The organism is Clostridiales bacterium, from assembly GCA_030016385.1.
Classification (GTDB): Bacteria; Bacillota; Clostridia; order Clostridiales; family Oxobacteraceae; genus JASEJN01.
In genome coordinates, this window is sequence record JASEJN010000016.1 from 37,347 (window position 1) to 56,004 (window position 18,658).

Annotated in this window: 12 protein-coding genes; 1 reads left to right on the forward strand and 11 read right to left on the reverse strand. The window is 38.4% G+C overall.

Going from position 1 to position 18,658, the window contains the following annotated elements:
- Positions 1 to 5: 5 nt before the first annotated feature.
- Both QME45_05760 and QME45_05765 read right to left on the reverse strand, forming a co-directional pair.
- A complete protein-coding gene (locus QME45_05760) occupies positions 6 to 1,061 on the reverse strand; it encodes a type IV pilus twitching motility protein PilT (GenBank protein MDI6618170.1) in 1,056 nt (351 codons plus the stop codon).
- 16 nt (positions 1,062 to 1,077) lie between these two features.
- On the reverse strand, positions 1,078 to 2,769 hold the full coding sequence (locus QME45_05765) for an ATPase, T2SS/T4P/T4SS family (GenBank protein MDI6618171.1): 1,692 nt from the start codon (positions 2,767 to 2,769) through the stop codon (positions 1,078 to 1,080).
- A gap of 208 nt (positions 2,770 to 2,977) precedes the next feature.
- Between QME45_05765 and sigK the strand changes: the two genes are divergently transcribed.
- On the forward strand, positions 2,978 to 3,703 hold the full coding sequence (gene sigK, locus QME45_05770; GenBank protein MDI6618172.1) for an RNA polymerase sporulation sigma factor SigK: 726 nt from the start codon (positions 2,978 to 2,980) through the stop codon (positions 3,701 to 3,703).
- Positions 3,704 to 3,794: 91 nt separating this feature from the next.
- Here the strand turns inward: sigK and QME45_05775 are convergent, their stop codons facing one another.
- The 9 genes from QME45_05775 to QME45_05815 all read right to left on the reverse strand — a co-directional run bounded on the left by QME45_05775 (position 3,795) and on the right by QME45_05815 (position 18,434).
- A complete protein-coding gene (locus tag QME45_05775; protein ID MDI6618173.1) occupies positions 3,795 to 5,018 on the reverse strand; it encodes a U32 family peptidase in 1,224 nt (407 codons plus the stop codon).
- 6 nt (positions 5,019 to 5,024) lie between these two features.
- A complete protein-coding gene (locus tag QME45_05780; protein MDI6618174.1) occupies positions 5,025 to 5,669 on the reverse strand; it encodes an O-methyltransferase in 645 nt (214 codons plus the stop codon).
- 13 nt (positions 5,670 to 5,682) lie between these two features.
- Entirely contained in the window at positions 5,683 to 6,729 is a 1,047-nt protein-coding gene (gene mltG, locus QME45_05785; GenBank protein ID MDI6618175.1) for an endolytic transglycosylase MltG, read from the reverse strand.
- Positions 6,730 to 6,866: 137 nt separating this feature from the next.
- Positions 6,867 to 8,705, reverse strand: a complete 1,839-nt coding sequence (gene typA / locus QME45_05790; protein ID MDI6618176.1) for a translational GTPase TypA — start codon at positions 8,703 to 8,705, stop codon at positions 6,867 to 6,869.
- Between the two features lie 450 nt (positions 8,706 to 9,155).
- The gene (locus QME45_05795) at positions 9,156 to 10,313 is read right to left on the reverse strand and encodes a uroporphyrinogen decarboxylase family protein (protein MDI6618177.1); all 1,158 of its coding nucleotides are present in this window, start codon (positions 10,311 to 10,313) and stop codon (positions 9,156 to 9,158) included.
- Positions 10,314 to 10,368: 55 nt separating this feature from the next.
- A complete protein-coding gene (locus QME45_05800) occupies positions 10,369 to 11,775 on the reverse strand; it encodes a trimethylamine methyltransferase family protein (protein ID MDI6618178.1) in 1,407 nt (468 codons plus the stop codon).
- A 107-nt stretch (positions 11,776 to 11,882) separates the two neighbouring features.
- Entirely contained in the window at positions 11,883 to 14,030 is a 2,148-nt protein-coding gene (locus tag QME45_05805) for a glycoside hydrolase family 3 N-terminal domain-containing protein (GenBank protein MDI6618179.1), read from the reverse strand.
- Positions 14,031 to 14,065: 35 nt separating this feature from the next.
- Complete coding sequence (locus QME45_05810; GenBank protein ID MDI6618180.1) at positions 14,066 to 17,251, reverse strand: DUF4091 domain-containing protein; 3,186 nt, start codon at positions 17,249 to 17,251, stop codon at positions 14,066 to 14,068.
- 67 nt (positions 17,252 to 17,318) lie between these two features.
- Entirely contained in the window at positions 17,319 to 18,434 is a 1,116-nt protein-coding gene (locus QME45_05815; GenBank protein MDI6618181.1) for an amidohydrolase family protein, read from the reverse strand.
- Between the last annotated feature and the right edge of the window lie 224 nt (positions 18,435 to 18,658).

Consider the following 18,658-nt stretch of genomic DNA (forward strand, 5'->3'; position numbering starts at 1 on the left):
CTCCTTTAAATATTAATCAATCTTGAAGCCATTTCTTTATCAACACAGTATGAAAGGACGGAATCTTTGCTTATCAGCCCTTTTCTGTAAAGTTCCACCAAAGACATGTCCATGGATTTCATGCCGTATTTCGAACCTGTCTGCACCATCGAATCTATCTGGTGTGTCTTGCCTTCCCTTATAAGGTTTCTTACCGCCGCCGTTGCTATCAATATTTCAAGCGCGGCCACCCTTCCGCTTTTATCGGCCTTTTCAATAAGCTGTTGTGAAATAATTCCCTCGAGCACAGCGGAAAGCTGTATTTTTATCTGCTGCTGCTGATACGGTGGGAATACATCCACAATCCTGTCTATAGTCTTAGACGCACCGACAGTATGCAGAGTTGAAAGCACAAGGTGCCCTGTTTCTGCCGCAGTAACAGCGATGGATATCGTTTCTAAATCCCTCATTTCTCCTACGAGTATTACGTCCGGGTCCTCCCGCAGAGCCGCACGAAGCGCATTTGCATAACTCTTCGTGTCATGTCCTATCTCTCTTTGATTGATTATGCTTTTCCCGTGTTTATGCAAATATTCTATAGGATCCTCAAGGGTTATAATATGTGCAGTCCTGCTCCTGTTTATTTCATCGATCATCGCAGCAAGTGTCGTAGACTTACCACTGCCTGTAGGCCCGGTAACAAGTATAAGTCCCTTGTTTCTTGTTGTCAGTTCGCTTACAATAGAAGGATGTCCAAGTTCCTCGAGAGTTGGAATTTTAAGTCCAACGGCCCTCAATGCCAGAGCATCCGAACCTCTTTGACGGTATACATTTACCCTGAACCTGCCTACTCCGGGCAGTGAATATGAAGCATCGATCTCTCCAATTGATCTGTACTTATTAAATTGCTCTTCGTTTAAGATAGTTCTTGCAAATGCTTCCGTATCTTTCGGCATCAATTTTTCATAATCTAATTGCTCAAGGTTCCCATTCACCCTGACTGTCGGCGGTATGCCAACCGTAAGGTGCAAATCGGAAGCCTTTAAATCCATAGTTTTCATAAGAAGATCATCTAAATCCATTTATAATTCTCCCGCCTTATTCATTTATATATGTTGTCTTCAGTAACTCGTCTATTGTAGTAATACCGCTTAAAACCAGCCTCCTGCAGCTTTTAAAAAGCGTCTTCATTCCTGCATCGATACTGATATTTCTAAGGTCGTCTAAACTTTTACCTGTATCTATAGCATTCCTTTGTATCCTGGTGAATTCCATTATCTCAAATACACCACAACGCTGATAATAACCTGTATGGTTGCATATACCGCATCCTTTTCCTCTATGTAGCATCAATTTTTCCCCGGCATCCACTCCCAGTACTCTTTTTTCTGTTTCATTTGCTTCATATTCATATTTGCAGTTATTGCAAATCTTCCTAACCAGCCTTTGAGCTATTATTCCTATAAGCGATGAAGATACTAAAAAAGATTGTATGCCCATATCTATAAGCCTTGTAACCGAGCTTGGCGCATCATTTGTGTGAAGTGTCGCAAGTACCAAATGCCCCGTTATTGCAGCTCTTATAGCTATTTCAGCAGTCTCGTTGTCTCTTATTTCACCTATCATAATTACATCGGGATCCTGCCTCAGTATGGACCTTAATCCGGAGGCAAATGTAAGACCTGCTTTCGTATTCACATTGATCTGGTTTATACCTTCCATCATATATTCGACAGGGTCCTCTATTGTAACGATATTCCTGCCAACAGTATTAAGTTCATTAATCAGAGCATACATCGTCGTACTTTTGCCGCTTCCCGTAGGTCCTGTTATGAGCAAAATACCATACGGCCTTTTTATCATGGACTCCACTTTCTTTAAATCGTCATCGCTAAATCCGAGATTCGTTTTGGGAACCAGAAAATTTGTCCTGTTTAAAAGCCTCATCACCGCTTTTTCGCCAAATACCGTAGGAAGTATCGATATCCTCACATCCATATCCTTGCCGTCGATGTTAAGCATTATTCTGCCATCTTGAGGAATACGCCTTTCAGCTATGTTCAGGCTGGACATTATTTTTATCCGTGTTATCACGGCCGACTGAACATTCTTTGCAACTCTCATAACCTCCCGAAGTTCTCCGTCAATTCTGAACCGTATTTTTACATATTTTTCAAATGGCTCAATATGTATGTCCGATGCCCGGTCTTTAATAGCCTGGGATATTATAGAATTAACAAGCCTTACGGCAGGAGCGTTATTGATCGCATTTTTGTCTTCCAAATCCGCAGCATCTTTTCTCATGCCGGTAAATTCCATTTTTAGATCCTCGGCTGCCTTTTCAGCGCTTTGCTTTATATAGATTTTATCGAGTTGCTTTTTTATTTCAGCCTTCGATGCTATAACCGGTTCGACTTCATAACCTGTTGCAAATTTTACGTCATCAATAGCGAATAAATTTAAAGGATTGGACATTGCAACCACTATTTTATCTTTTTTTATATTCAGAGGTATTAAATTATATTTATTCGCAAGGGCATAAGGGATACTTTTTGCGATATCGGCATCTATCGAAATTTTCTCAAGCTCTACATGTTTTATACCAAGGGAACCCCCCAATATCTCAAGCATTTCCTCTTCGGATATTTTGTTTTTTTTAACTAATATTTCTTCAAACCTTTTTCCGGTTTTTGCCTGCTCATCAAGGGCATTTTTTAAATCGTCCCGTGTTATTCTGCCCGACTCTATGAGCAGCCTTTCCAGACTCTCTTTTGCAAATTTTCTTGCCAAATTTATCTCCTACACCTTCAATAATAAATCTTTATTCTACAAAACAATAAAAAATCCTTCTTATATTATAATTATTGCCATATAAATAAACAATTTTAACCAGAATTTAAAGAAAAAATATATTTATATTCCTATAAATATAAAATATACCCTCGCGTGTACATGCACATTTCTCCTTGCATGAGCATATAATTTAAAATAGCCAGTCATGGGGGTGAATCATGTGCTTATTGAATTTCTGGCCTCGCTTTTATTTGCATCGGACAAAATTGTCCTTTTGCTTTCATATGTTACAAATAGCAATTCATTCCCAAAACCTCTTACAGAAGAAGAGGAAAAAATGTATATTGAAAAGTTCAAAGAAGGGGATGAAGAGGCACGGAATATACTTGTCGAACGGAACCTTAGATTGGTTGCGCATATTGTAAAAAAATACAACTATACCGGGAAAGAAGTTGACGATTTAATATCGGTAGGTACTATTGGCCTTATCAAAGCCATAAGTACATTCGATAACAGCAAGGGCACCAGGCTCGCAACCTATGCAGCGAGATGCATAGAAAACGAGATCTTAATGATTATTCGTTCTAACAAGAAATGCAAATCGGAAGTATTCCTTCAAGACCCCATAGGAGTCGATAAGGAGGGAAATGAAATATCGCTTATGGATGTACTTGGAACCGACAGCGATACTGTAGTCGATGAAGTTGAAAACAAGATTCAGACAAAAAAACTATACACCAAGATGGCTTCTACGCTAAAGGGAAGAGAAAAAATAATACTCGAGCTGAGATATGGCCTTATAAGCGGGAAGAGCAAAACCCAGAGGGAGATTGCACAAATGCTCGGAATATCAAGATCATATGTATCAAGAATAGAGAAAAGAGCTTTAAAAAAACTCGGAAAAGAGTTAAACCCCGAGAGCTGTAAATAAATACAGCTCTTTTTTGGTACTTTCATGCTTGCATATAGGTTATGAAAGTATTATCCTTATCATCTCATGGTAAGGCCAAATGTTATGACCTTTAGTCTTCGCTCTTTGGCCTTATCAGCATATCCAAAGGTCTCAGGCATTTTTCACAGCGTATATAATATTTCATCTGCGGGTGGGGCGCCACATCTATTTCATTTCCGTCTTCGTCAATCATTTTTTCTATTTTTAATTTGAAACCATCCATGTGATGGCTGAAAACTTCCACCGTTTCACCTTTGTATAATCTGTTTCTCTGTTCAATCTCGGCTATATGCCTCTTGGCATCATATCCTTTTACAATCCCGACTATATCATAATCCCTTATATATGAACTGTTTTCATATATCTGACCAGGATTTTTAAAATAAAAGCCTGTTGAAAATTCCCTGTGGCTGGATTTATTGAGAGCATCCATCCATGCAGGATTGAGCCTGAAATCTTTTCCCTCAAGTAAGTATTCATCGATAGCCTCTCTGTAAGCCTTAACCGTTGTGGCAACATAAAAAGAGCTTTTCATCCTGCCTTCTATTTTGAAGCTTGTTATACCTGCCTCGGCTAATTCGGGGATATGCTCTATCATACAGAGATCCTTTGAATTCATTATATATGTTCCTTTATCATCCTCAAAAACAGGCATATACTGTCCCGGTCTCTTCTCTTCCATCAAGTAATATTTGTACCTGCATGGATGGGCGCATTCGCCCATGTTTGAATCTCTTCCGGTCATATAGCTGCTTAAAAGGCATCGTCCTGAATACGAAATACACATCGCACCGTGGACAAAGGCTTCAAGTTCCAGCGCTTTCGGCGTATGCTGGCGTATCTCTTTTATTTCATCTAATGAAAGTTCTCTTGCAAGCACTACCCTTTTAACTCCAAGATTATACCAAAATATGGCAGATTTATAGTTTACATTATTCGCCTGTGTGCTTAAATGTATTTCCATATCCGGTACTGTTTCCCTTGCGATCTCAAAGACGCCCGGGTCAGAAACTAATATGGCATCCACCTTTGAATCCTCCAAAAACTTCAGATAGCTATCCAATCCTTTCAAATCTTCATTATGCGGAAATATATTGACTGTAATATAGGCCTTCTTCCCTCTTTCATGGCAATAGGAAACTGCAGATGCTATCTCATCATCCGTAAAATTTCCGGCGAATGCACGCAGGCCATACGATGAACCGCCGAAATAAACGGCATCAGCCCCGTATTCTATCGCAACTTTTAGTTTTTCCATATTTCCCGCTGGTGCAAGGAGTTCTAACTTTTCCATAATTTATCATCCAATCTTGCGGCTTATTAAAATGCCATCGCTAACAGGCAGTATAAGCGTATCATAATCTTTATTCAAAGACATAAAGTCCAAAAACTTCCTCATCCTCTTGACTATGGTTATTTTTCTTCTTATCAAAAGATCATTGTTTGCAACCATTCCTCTGAAAAGAACATTATCTGCAATTATTAAGCCACCGTTTTTCAACATGTTATTGCAGTAGGGAAAAAGATGAATATAATGCCCTTTTGATGCATCCAAAAAAATCAAATCGAATTTCCCATCAAGTTTTTTCAATACATCCTCTGCTTCGCCCTGTATCACACTGATATATTTACCAAAACCGGACTTTTCTATATTATCCTCTGCTTTATGCACCATATCCTGGTCCCTCTCAATGGTGGTTACAGTGCATCCATTATTTGCCTTTGCCATCACTATTGCAGAATACCCTATGGCGGTGCCTACCTCGAGTATTTTTTCTATGCCATTTGTTTTTATAATAAATGATAAAAGTTTCGAAACTTCCGGATGTATTACAGGTATATGGTTCAAAAGAGCATATCTCCTCATTTCATTCAGAAATTCGTCCCCTTCTTTATAGTGATCCCTAATATAATCTTCTATATAATCATATACGATATTGCTCAACTTTTCCTCCAAATCATTTGTTCGCGGACACGGCTTTCATATGCTCGCTGTATGTATTTGAAAAAACGTGCTCACCGTTTCCGCCTTTTTTTAAAACATAATACAAGTAATTGACATTTTCGGGATTCAATGCGGCGACCAGTGAAGATTTTCCCGGGTTTGAAATAGGTCCTACAGGAAGACCGGCATATTTATATGTATTATATGGAGAATCAACTTTAAGATCTTTTAAAAACACCTTATCTTTCCACTTTCCAAGAGCATACAAAACTGTTGCGTCCACTTGCAGGGGCATCTTCTTCTTCAACCTGTTATAATATACAGCCGCCATAATAGGCCTTTCGTTTTCTACCTTTGCTTCCCTTTCAATTATGGATGCTACAATTACAACCTGATCTATCGACATATTTTTAGCTTTTGCCTGGCTTCTCATATCTTCATCGAATATTTGATCAAACCTGCCCAGCATTTTTTTTATTACAGTTTCAGGATCTGCCTTTTTAGAAAGCACATATGTATCGGGAAATAAGTAACCTTCAAGCTTCCACAATCTCTTTTGAGCCGGATAATTTAAAAAGTCGAAATCAAAATTCGTATTCTGGGCTGCATCCAGAAATTCTTGAGCACTAAAAAGCCCGGCGTCCTGCAAAACGTCGGCAACTTTCTTTACAGTATACCCTTCCGGTATGACTACCTTTACAGTATCATCTTTAACCTGGCCTTTTACCATTTTATCCACTATCTGTGCCGTGCTCATACCCGTATTAAAATCGTACTTTCCTGCTTTAAGCTTATCGTAGAAATGATGGTATCGTACATAAACCTTAAAGGAGATTTTGCTTTTTATAAGTCCGGCATCATATAATGAATTAGGTATATCATTAGATGCCGAACCTTTTATATCAAGCTCCACATTCTTAATATTGCCTTTTTTATCAGCAGGCATATAAATATTATCATGATAATATTTATAAATAAAACAAACTGACAAAAAAATCAGAATCAATACACTCATGATTATAGTCGATGCAATCAGTTTTTTCCTTTTCAAATTGAACATACGGGCACCTTCTTTCTTATCATATTAATTATACAATCTATACCATAATATAACAAGTTTTGTTAGTGCCGGATAGGTGTATATATATTATTCGAATATAAAATATGCACCCATGTCAAATGTATATCCAGGCTGGTTTATGACTCCTGCTCGGCTACCTTTCTTCTTGCTGCGTCCTTTGCCCTTAATTCCCCGTTTAATATCTTCTTCCTCATCCTGATGCTCTTTGGCGTAACTTCGACAAGTTCATCCGTTGCAATAAATTCAAGGCACTGTTCAAGACTCAAAACAGTATGCGGCGTGAGCTTTAATGCTTCATCGGATCCTGCCGCCCTCATATTTGAAACATGCTTCTTTTTGCAGACATTGACATCCATATCTTCCGGCCTTGAATTTTCTCCAACTATCATTCCTTCATATACCTTGACACCAGGTCCTATAAACAATGTTCCCCTGTCCTGAGCATTATAGAGCCCGTATGTTATGCTTTCACCGGTTTCAAATGCTACGAGAGAACCCCTTGATCTTTCAGGTATGTCGCCCTTATATTCCTCATATGCATAAAATACATGGTTCATAACGCCATTTCCCTTCGTATCAGTCAAAAACTCGCTTCTAAAACCTATAAGACCTCTTGCTGGTATCTTGAATTCCAACCTGCTGAACCCGTTTATGGCAGAATGCATATTCACCATTTCCGCTTTTCTAGGACCCAACTTTTCCATAACAACACCCATAAATTCTTCAGGCACATCTATCGTCAGGTACTCAATAGGTTCACATTTTTTACTATTTATTGTCTTATATATAACAGTGGGCTTTGAAACCTGGAATTCGTATCCTTCACGCCTCATCGTCTCAATCAGTATCGAAAGGTGAAGCTCTCCCCTTCCTGAAACCTTGAACGCATCAGGAGAATCAGTCTCCTCCACCCTCAAGCTTACATTCGTTTCAAGTTCCTTAAACAGCCTATCCCTTAAATGCCTTGATGTTACATATTGGCCTTCCATCCCTGCAAATGGGCTGTCGTTTACTCTGAACGTCATAGTAATTGTCGGTTCATCAATAGCAACGAACGGTAAAGCCTCCGGTTTATCCACATCTGATAGGGTATCCCCTATGTTAATATTCGGTATTCCGGAAACAGCTACAATATCCCCGAGATAAGCCTCATCAACTTCCAGTTTTTTAAGGCCTGAAAACACATAAAGATTACTTACCTTGACATTCTCTATTTTCCTTTTCTTATCTATAAGCGCAACCTGCATGCCCTTTTTTACTCTTCCTCTTGCTATTTTGCCTACAGCTATCCTTCCGACATAATCATTTGCATCAATAGATGTTACGAGCATCTGAAATGGCCCGTCGACATCACCCGAAGGAGGTTCAACTTTTTCAATAATCGTATCGAACAGCGGTTTTAAATTTTTCGAATCATCTTCCATATTGTATTTTGCAATGCCGTCTCTTGCCGATGCGTATATTATCGGAAAATCCAATTGCTCATCATTTGCTCCAAGCTCGATAAAGAGTTCAAATACTTCGTCAACTACTTCTTTAACCCTCGCATCCGGCCTGTCGATTTTATTTATCACGACTATCGGTTTTAACTTTAGTTCCAAGGCTTTTTTTAATACAAACTTTGTCTGCGGCATTGGTCCTTCGAAGGCATCTACCAGCAAAAGGACGCTGTCTACCATTTCAAGAACACGCTCGACTTCTCCACCGAAATCAGCATGCCCGGGAGTATCCACTATGTTTATCTTGATACCCTTATAATTTACTGCTGTATTCTTGGAAAGTATTGTTATCCCTCTTTCCCTTTCAAGTTCATTTGAATCCATGACACGCTCTTGTACATATTCATTGGCTCTGAATATGCCGCTCTGCTTAAGCATACCGTCAACAAGTGTAGTCTTGCCGTGGTCTACATGAGCAATAATAGCTACATTCCTTATATCTTTTCTACAAAACATAAACTGCATCTCCTTTAATATAACCATAGAACGAACCTTGATAAAAAAATACTGCATATCCGGCCGTCTATAACAAAAAATAAGGATACATAAGTATCCTGTTTATCTGTGTGAACATCATCTATACAAATCAATAAGTTCAATATCAGACTGCACAATAAAATATATTCAACACAATTAATACATACCAACATTATATTTTAATAAATAAAACCGAAATTGTCAATTTTTTTGTTAAAAAACCTTCGATTCGCAATATGAACTTATGTTATTTTGAACGCTCATTCGTTGCTCAAAATAACATAATCCTATTTATGCCTGATTTCATATTACGAATTGAAGTTAGGGATAATCAAAAAAATTTTAGGTAAACTAAAAAAGGGTAATTTTCACTAGCCAAATTTGCAATAATATAAATGTGCGTCATGTATATGGGTATCACAATATCATTTAATAATACCCAAATTTCTCACATGTTTCATATATTGCGTTGACATTTTCCAAAGGGGTACCTGGTGCAAGAGCATTTGCCTCTCTGAGTATAAATTTTTTACTTTTTTCCATGACCCCTGATTGGAGTATTCTTTTTACTTCATCTTCGACCTGGTCCTTTGTGCCATTTTTAAGCAACATTATATTAGGTCCTCCCAATATTTGAGTATCAGAAGATAGTTCATTATAAAGCTTATCAAAAGCTATGGGATAGCCAGTATCAAAGCTCTTTACATTTAATTCTTTTTCAAGAATAGGGAAAAAGCGCTGAGCATCTCCGCACAGATGAATAGACCTTTTTCCTTCTTTTATGCTGAATTCATCATATATACGTTTGATGTATGGTAATACTATTTCTTTAAATAGTGAAGGGGAAAGTAATACTATGGAGTCATCCGCATAGCCGAAATCCATGCTTTTTTGCTCCTTGCCAAGATACTTCCTCACTTTCTTCATTCTTTCTATAATGGCTGTTGTTATAAAATCAAGGAGTTCATGGGCATAATCAGGGTCATCAATTATGTCCATTATAAAATTGGATGCTCCCCTTATCCCGCAAGCGGTTGTAAATATGCCGTCTGTGCCATAAAAATTATATGGCATAGATACATTTTTTACAGGTATCCCTTTATAAGTATAGTTTTTGGCCCTTTCCTGAAAATATTCATAGTACTCCTTCACTTTAGAGCCGAATCCTCCAAACGCATCCGGTATTCCTTTATCGAATATGGAACGTTTGTTTTCGTCATTCAAAAAAGGCATAATATGTGGTTCTATCCCGTATCCTACTCTTCCGCCAAACCATGCAAGTTCTGTAAAGTTTTCAAAATCAACAATTACAGACCAGCCTTCTTCTTCAGGGTAACCCATTTGACCATCGGATAATATGTTAAGCCTTATCCATTTCTGGGCAAGAATCTGTGAGTCAAACATTATATTTTTATCCTTAATATAATCATTTAATGTTATCCCATTTATATTTTCTTCTTTCTCATATAACCAGTTTCTAACATCAGCATAAATAACTACCGGAACTTTGACCGGATTACCGGAATTATAAGCATTCCATACTTTCTCTGCCTTTAAATTGTGTGATTTAAAATCTATATTGAGCATTTCGCACTCCCCCTTTAAAATTAATCTGCAAGAATAGGCATAAACATGCCGATTCTTATCTCTCTTTTGCTAATTCTTCATCTGCGCATTTAGCTATATAGTTTATTTCATCCAGTTTTCTCTTGTCGATTACCGGTTCAGGAGATTTATAACCGGATGTAACTGCTTCTACAAATTCATGAGCCTTGTCCAATAAAGTTGGAGAATTTTTATATTTCCATGACTCCCAACTATCTCTGTTAAATAGTTTGGAAAACCAATAACTTGTCCTAAAATTCATGGCAGTATGTTCTTCAGCCACAAAATTTCCTCCTATCCCTACTCTCTCAATCAGATCTTCCGCTATAGTATCTTCATTCACTTCAAAACCTTTTATTACATAATTGTATGCGCTGAGCCATTCATTATCAATAACAAGCTGTTCGAGGCTGACACCCTGATCTGCTCCGACTATACCCTGGCATCCGATGCCAACTGTACCTGCCAGGCAGCTAAAAATGGCATTCATAGCCTTTTCAAAACCTCCCTGAAAATCAGGCAGCAAAGCATCCGTAAGAGCAGAGTTGCTTCCGGATTTCATACCATAGAACTTTCCCAGTTGCGCTGAAGCCATGCCCAGTAAAGCCTGATTTGGCGATCCAAAAGAGCAAAGCATTGTCCCCATATCTGTTGAATGAGTTCCGTGCCCATAGAATCCAACGAGCTTGTTTGTTAACGCATATATTAAAAATATACTGCCTAAAATTTCAGTGTTCATCAGAGTTACAGTACCCGCAATGGTTACCGGCCCTGTGGTCCCTCCTACAACCATGGGAGCAATATAAAGAGGCTTATCTTGTTTTGCAAACACCAGAGCCATCTCAAGGCTTTCTTTCCTAAATTGAAGGGGGCTGACAGTCTCTAATAAATAACCGACATCCTGTCCTACAACATTTGCCATTTGAATTATATATTTAGCAGACGTCGGGGAAAGTATATAAGTACCTCCTGGCTTTTTGGAATAGCTATATATCATTTGATGCGATACCACATCTGTCATATTATAAGGTACGTCCGACGGCACAGTTACAGCACTGCATGATGGAATATTATCAAGATGCTGAACTAACGCTATGCCTTTCATTACATCATCAAGTAAACCGTATCTTCTTTCCTGTGTCTTATAATCAGTTATAAATATCTGGGTTGAAATATTGCCTATTATCTTTTGCGGTATATTCTCCTCATCTTCATCATATCCCGCAGCCCTGATATCAGAAAGCATTCTTTCCATTACCGATGCCGGTATCCTTACGACCTGTGAATTTCTGTCTACTTTAGCGCCTGCCTTTTCACATAAGATAAGGCACTCGACATTTGGAACCCTTAGCCCCACATTTTCAAGTATCTTTAATGTACTTTTATGTATTGCTTCTATTTCAGATTGAGTAAGTACCTCAATCTTGGCATGTATATTTTTCATAATTACTTTTCCCCTCCTTAAATTAAAAACAGATTTTGGCAAGAAACTTGACTTTCCCGAATTTATTTTATGCAGAAGAATAAACTATACTAATACTCTAGCAACTTTTATGCTTTCAATTCGAATTCTGCAGACTGCAAATCCTTTGAATTTTTACCTATATAGACTTTGAATCTACCAGCCTCAGCCGCGAATCCATTTTCCAATGTATTAAACTTAAGCATCTCCTCAGTAATCTTAAACTGAACCGGTGCTTCTTCACCTGGTTTGAGAGTTATCCTCTCGAATCCTTTAAGTTCAAGTACAGGTCTAGACATACTGCCTGCAATATCACGTATATACATCTGGACAGTTTCGGTTCCGGATTTCCCTCCTGTATTTTTAATATTTACTTTTACAGTAATTGATGAATCAGGTGTTATTATTTCCGATGATAGACTGATTTTTCCATAGCTGAAATCAGCATATGTCAATCCATATCCAAAAGGATACAACGGTGCGTTTGGAATATCCCTATACCTTGACACAAATCTTTCCGGATTGTTATCATCTCCTTTTGGACGTCCGGTCGGCAATGCATTATAATAAACAGGCACCTGACCAATGGTAAATGGGAAAGACATGGTAAGCCTACCAGACGGATATATATCACCTACCAGTATATCTGCAATCGCATTTCCGCCTTCCGTGCCAGGAAACCATGCTTCCAGAATTGCATCAGCCTTCTTTGCTATTTCACCCAATTCTAACGGCCTGCCATTGATTAATACGATGACAACAGGTTTTCCCGTTTCAAATATTCTACTTGCCAGCTGTCTTTGAACCCTCGGCAGCGTTAAATATCCACGGCTTCCTGCTTCCGCACTCATATCGGGATGCTCACCAAGAGCTAAAATGATTAAATCTGACTTCTCGGCTACTTCTAATGCATGCTGCATTTCTTCATTCGTACCCTCACGGATACCACAACCTCTGGCAGTTAGAAAATCAAGTTTCTGTCCAAGACCTTCTGATATGGAGACTACTTCATCTTCCCTGCCTTCACATTTCCATATGTCAAGCAGTTCCTTCGATTCAGCATATGGGCCAATGAGCGCAACATTTTTTTGCTTTTTAGAGATGGGCAGTATATTCCCGCTATTTTTGAGGAGTACCAATGACCTGGCAGCTGCCCTTCTTGCGGCTTCTCTGTGCTTTTTGCATAAAAGTATCTCCTTTTCCTTTGCTTCATCCGCATCTTTATAAGGATTTTTAAACAATCCAAGTTCTTCCTTTAGCCTTAAAATGCGAAGCACTGCTTCATCGATCTGTTTCATTGTAATTTTACTGCTTTCAATATTCGCTTTCCCATTTTCATAATAGGTTGTAGATACCATTTCTATATCTATGCCAGCATTGATGGCCTTGGCGCACGCTTCTGCTGAATTTTCCGCAAATCCGTGCGGTACCAGTTCATAAATCGCTGTACAGTCAGATATTATAACTCCATCAAATCCCCATTTATCCCTTAAAGTATTATTTAATAGCTTTTTATTTCCCGTACAGGGAATTCCGTTTAGTGAATTGAATGCTGTCATGACCATTTTGCATCCCGCATCAACAGCAGCACGGTAGGCAGGTAAATAATACTCTTTAAGTGAATATTGGCTTATTTCAGTTGTATTATATTCTCTGCCCGCCTCACATGCCCCATATCCAGCAAAATGCTTTACACAAGCCGCTATCTTGAATTTATCTCTTATACTGTTCCCCTGATATCCTTTAACAAAGGCTTTTGCATAAAGGCAATTCAGATAAGGGTCTTCCCCGGTCGATTCAATTACTCTCCCCCATCGCGGGTCACGCACCAAATCGACCATAGGCGAAAAAGTCACATGTATTCCGGAAACAGCAGCCTCTTTTGCAGATATTGAGGCCACTTCCTCGATAAGACCCGTGTCCCATGTACAAGCAAGCCCCAGAGGCGATGGGAAAATTGTTCGGAACCCATGAACTACATCCTGCATAAACATTAAAGGAATTTTATGCCTGCTTCTTTTAAGATATTCATCCTGCACATGTTTAAGCTTTGCCGCTCCGGTCAATCCTAATATGGACCCAATATTCCATGCCATCTTCTCAGATACATCAAAGCCATATGAAAGCCCCATAAGTTTTCCATAATCATCTGAAACATAATAATTCCCAAGAAGCTGCGTCATCTGTGCCAATTTTTCGCCAAGTGTCATATCATCAATTAGTTTTGTAAAATCCATTGAAATCATTCCCCCACACTATTCAAGCATTTAAATCAACCATTAATACATGTTTCCATTTTTTTTATAGCATCATTTATCATTTCGCGGGTATTTAGAAGCCAACTACTGTCTCTTTCGTATTCCGTGAATGTGAGTGGACCTGTACGCTCAAGTATTCCCATTACGTAATCCTTTCCTGCAGTACTTTCGAGAAGTTCAAGGGCACAGATATCCTGCATAGCTTCACGCATTAATTTTAGCCTTATGGAGGTGATAGGTCCATCATCCCCCGGATATACCAGAAAAGCATCGCCAGAAGGGAATGCATGTCCAGCATCTGTTACTTTAAATGGATCTATCCTGTACAATGATTTCTGAGAATACCAGTGGTTAAAACCCCAGTGTAAAAATCCATTTATGCCATATTTGTAAAGCTGCATGCCAATTATCCTCGTCCTTGCTGACGGCATGTTAAAAAATCTGTTGGACAGCTTCTTGTACTCACAGCAGCAATAATAAGCCCATAGGCTTTTGACATGATTGTCTATAAACGTTCCTATATGCTCCGTCGAAGCTACAGGACAATCTACAAGGCCTTTCTTGTAAAATTCATAATCCGATAGTGCATCCATAACGGGAAAATCGGATGATACCAGTTCTCTTGCCTTTTTATAATTTCCTATATCGTCAAGTCCCGGCTCATCTGAAATATGAAAATATACACATGATTCAAGTCCCCGTGCTCTAATAAATCCCTTAAGTGCTGACATAAATTGGAGTAAAAAGTTGCTGTATTCCTCACCTGTGGCGTCTGTCTCCCAACCGAAAACCTGTTCCACTTTTCCATCGACCTCTGACATAACCTTAGGTGCATGTTTTGCTCCCCACTGAGTGAACAGATGACAAAATTCAAAGTATTTTATCCCCCTCCCCAGGCAAAGTTTAACCCACCTGTCCAGAAGCGAGAAATCGAAGCTGTAATTATCTTCTCTTTTTATAACCTTTACAAGCTGCGTTGTCGGCCGTTCCTTACCCACCTCCGTCTCAAGAGGCGGAGTAAACAAAGGCGTAAGTATCATATTCATTCCATGTTCCACATAGCATTCAATATATTTTTCTATTATTTTAAAATGCTCATCTGAAAAGGCTTCAACATTATACCATGTAGCAAGGCAATCCGTATAAAACCATTCAGTATGAATAAGCTTTTGCTCTGGAAGAACAGCATCGATTATTTCCAGTTTAAAAATCCGCGAGTTTAAATATTTTCCTTCCTCGTCGCAAAAAATAATTTTGATCTTATGGACTCCTGGGATAATATCACGAGGAACCTTTACCGTAACCCAGAGAGCCTGCCACTGTTTCGGCTGTGCTGAAACATATTCCTTCACAGGATATAATGGATCAGGATAAAGTCCAGGCTCGGTCCGAAGCAAGAATTCATCGTGGTCTGGATAACACGGAAGTCCCGAGGGAACAAGGCCAACACTGTAAAGTGATATATTTTCCTTCAGATCCGACTCAATGGATAATAATACTTTTTTTATAAGTTTCTTTGATCGGTAAGCTATCTGAAACGAAAAATACTCGCCTTTTATAGCTGAAGCCTGAATATGTTCTTCCTGAGGTTCAACATCCGGAAAGACCTTGAACAGAGAACTCAATATTTTTGTATCGAGATTATCTGACGCTGCAGAAAGGAGCATATTTCTAGAGGCCTCAAAATGTTCTATATTCTCATCTGCATGGTTAAAGTCCTTCAGGCACCTGGCTGCTATCTCATCAGATAGCTGTTTATTTTTACTCTCTAAAATCTTTAGCAGCTCATAATCCTCGATGCCAGCTCTCATAGCTTCAAGACGCATGCTGCCCCATGGTCCGTCATTGCCTGGGTAGGTAATATGCGTATCACCGGGAGGAAAAACGAGATTTTTCTGGTTGAACGGGTCCTGATCATTGTCACAGAAATTAAATCCCCAGTGCAGGTAACCTTTCAGATTATAGATATAATTTCCCCAATGTAAATATCTCGTTCTGATTAACGGCATATCCAAAAGGCGATTCAAATAATAGCCGCCAGGAATACAGCAGGTATAAAACCAAAGTTCATCACCATTTACACGTTTCCTTTCAAACTCGTCCCTATTCTCCTGATAGTATGCGTTCTTAGGAATCCAGATGTCAACAGAGCCATCCAGGTCACAATATTCAACAGCATCCATAAGCCTTACACCGGGCATGAATTTACGCACTATGCCGGAAATGATACGATACTCCGTTGCGCATGCTTTCGTAGGCTCGTCTGCTACATGCTGTACGGTAATATTAAGCCAACCGTTGTTATTCAAAAGTTTTCTCCATGCGGTAAGATACTGTGAAATATATTCGTAACCTTCACTTGAAAGAGCCCGTACTGCCTTGCCACAGTAATCGGCAACAAAATATGAATCATTAAAATCACGCCTGTATGCGACCGGATTTCCTTCTATATATTTAAATCCAAGGCTCAAATATAACTCGATCAAGCGTTTTGCTCTGTCAAAATTAAAAATATATCTACCATCTTGAGCCTTTTCTGCAGAAATTACCTCCTTTGGAATCAGGAAATGTGTCTGCCTTATCCTCCGCATAAGCAGCCCATATTGCCGTATCATTTTCCAGTGATCTTCAGACCATTTCTTTAAACCATGCTGGGCTGCCATATTGTCAATACTAAACCAGTTGGAAATGTTGAGACTCTCTTTTTCAGGGATTACTACATCGAATACTTCTATTGAAACAGGGATTTGAGCAATTTTCTCTCCTATTTTTAATTTAAGAACCGATCTATAAATTCCTTCTTTTAAATCCCTTCCTACCTTAAATGCAATATATAATGCTTCAGTACCTTTCCCTGTTTTTTCATCATCACCAAAAGGTTTCAGCGCATCATAGACCCTGAAAGGTGCAGAACGTGTTGTATATCCTTTAACAGACTCACCTTCTTCAGCGCAAAAACCAGCCACTCCTGTATTTTTCTCTACATATATATCTATCAAGCGATACATTTCACATTTAATATTTTCAGGACAGTTTATTTCATATTCTATTTTTTTATTAAGTTCAAGCCCATTGAATAAAATCTGACATGATGCATGTCCGGCTTTTGCAGAAGATAACTTTATTTTGTTTTGCCCAATATTGCTAACAATGCTGTCCGGATACAGCCATTCATTAGCGCTTTTTACTTCAAATTTCATAAAACAACCCCCTCAGGAATATTATGTATCTCACATAAAAAGAATATATATAAACCTCCATACATATTTATAACCGGATTTCTTTTAGCATATCAATTGCATCTTTTATTTGCTTCAGTATGGCAGGCTTTGTTTCTACCGTTTGCAAGGATGCATAGATTTTCTGGGCATAGGCAATTGCAGCTTTCAAATTGACTGGTTTAGGAAATTTTGAATTTAGAACCTTCATGTAATTATTTTTATATATTTTTTGACACACATCTGCGGGCAAAGCAAGTCCCCTTACTTTTATACCACTCCATTCATTAAAAACATCGTCCGTTTCATAAAACGCACGCATTATTGCTACGGTGTTATAAGCACTTATAACTTTTTCGGCTGGTGACAAATCATCGCCCCACCCATTATCAGTTCCGAATATTATCCTATCCTGGTAATGAATAAAAAAGTCATGCCAATTATAACGGTTGGCGCTGAAATTGGCAATCATCTCTCTGCCGGGTGTGATATCAAAATAAGCAGATGAATGCTTATCCATAAATGCTGCTGCACGCTCAATATCTGTTGACAGAAAATAAAAATGTGCAAAAACAGCTTTTATATTTGGAAACCTATTTAGAACATTATCTACTTCTGAATATAACTGTTCAAGAGAAACATAGCTGCTATCTGCATAGCACCATCCCGCCTGTATAACATATTCAGAACATTTTTCTTTAATCCAATTATCCTCCGGATCACCAACATGCCAGAGCATTGGAATTCCATTTTCTTCTATGTACTTATAATAATCATCATATAATGGGGAATCAAGCGGAATATCTATCAATTTTCTTGCAGATGGTTTCCCTTCAATACTTTTAATGCCATCAAAACCCATATCCATAAGTTCCATTGCCTGGCTCAAAAATGCATGTTTATCTTTTTTAAGACCTGGATAATAATAATCTAATCCCCCATAAGCATAATTGCCTGGATTAAGCGCTTTAAAAAGAATACATAATACATTCTGTCCTACGCTATCAGGATCCCACTGAGGAATTGCTGCAACATTAATTGCATCCATGCCGAGCTGTTCCTTAATCGCTGATATGCCTTGAAATGTTTGTTTAATACCTGCATTATCAACTCCACGTATATGTATATGGCTATCAATAAACTGGAATTTATTATTTGAGTCCATTCTTTCTATTCCTCCAAAAACTTAATATCTGCGGTCTTTTCCGACAACTCATCATAATCTTTAAAAACATTTATATTCATAATATCCTTCCTTATATGTAATTCTTATTTAATTAAGTTCATTAAATAATTATATATTATAATTAATACTTGTTAGTCTATCAGCATCTCATTTAACCTTTTATCCGTTACGATAGATGCCGTCCCTACTATTCCCGGTTCGGG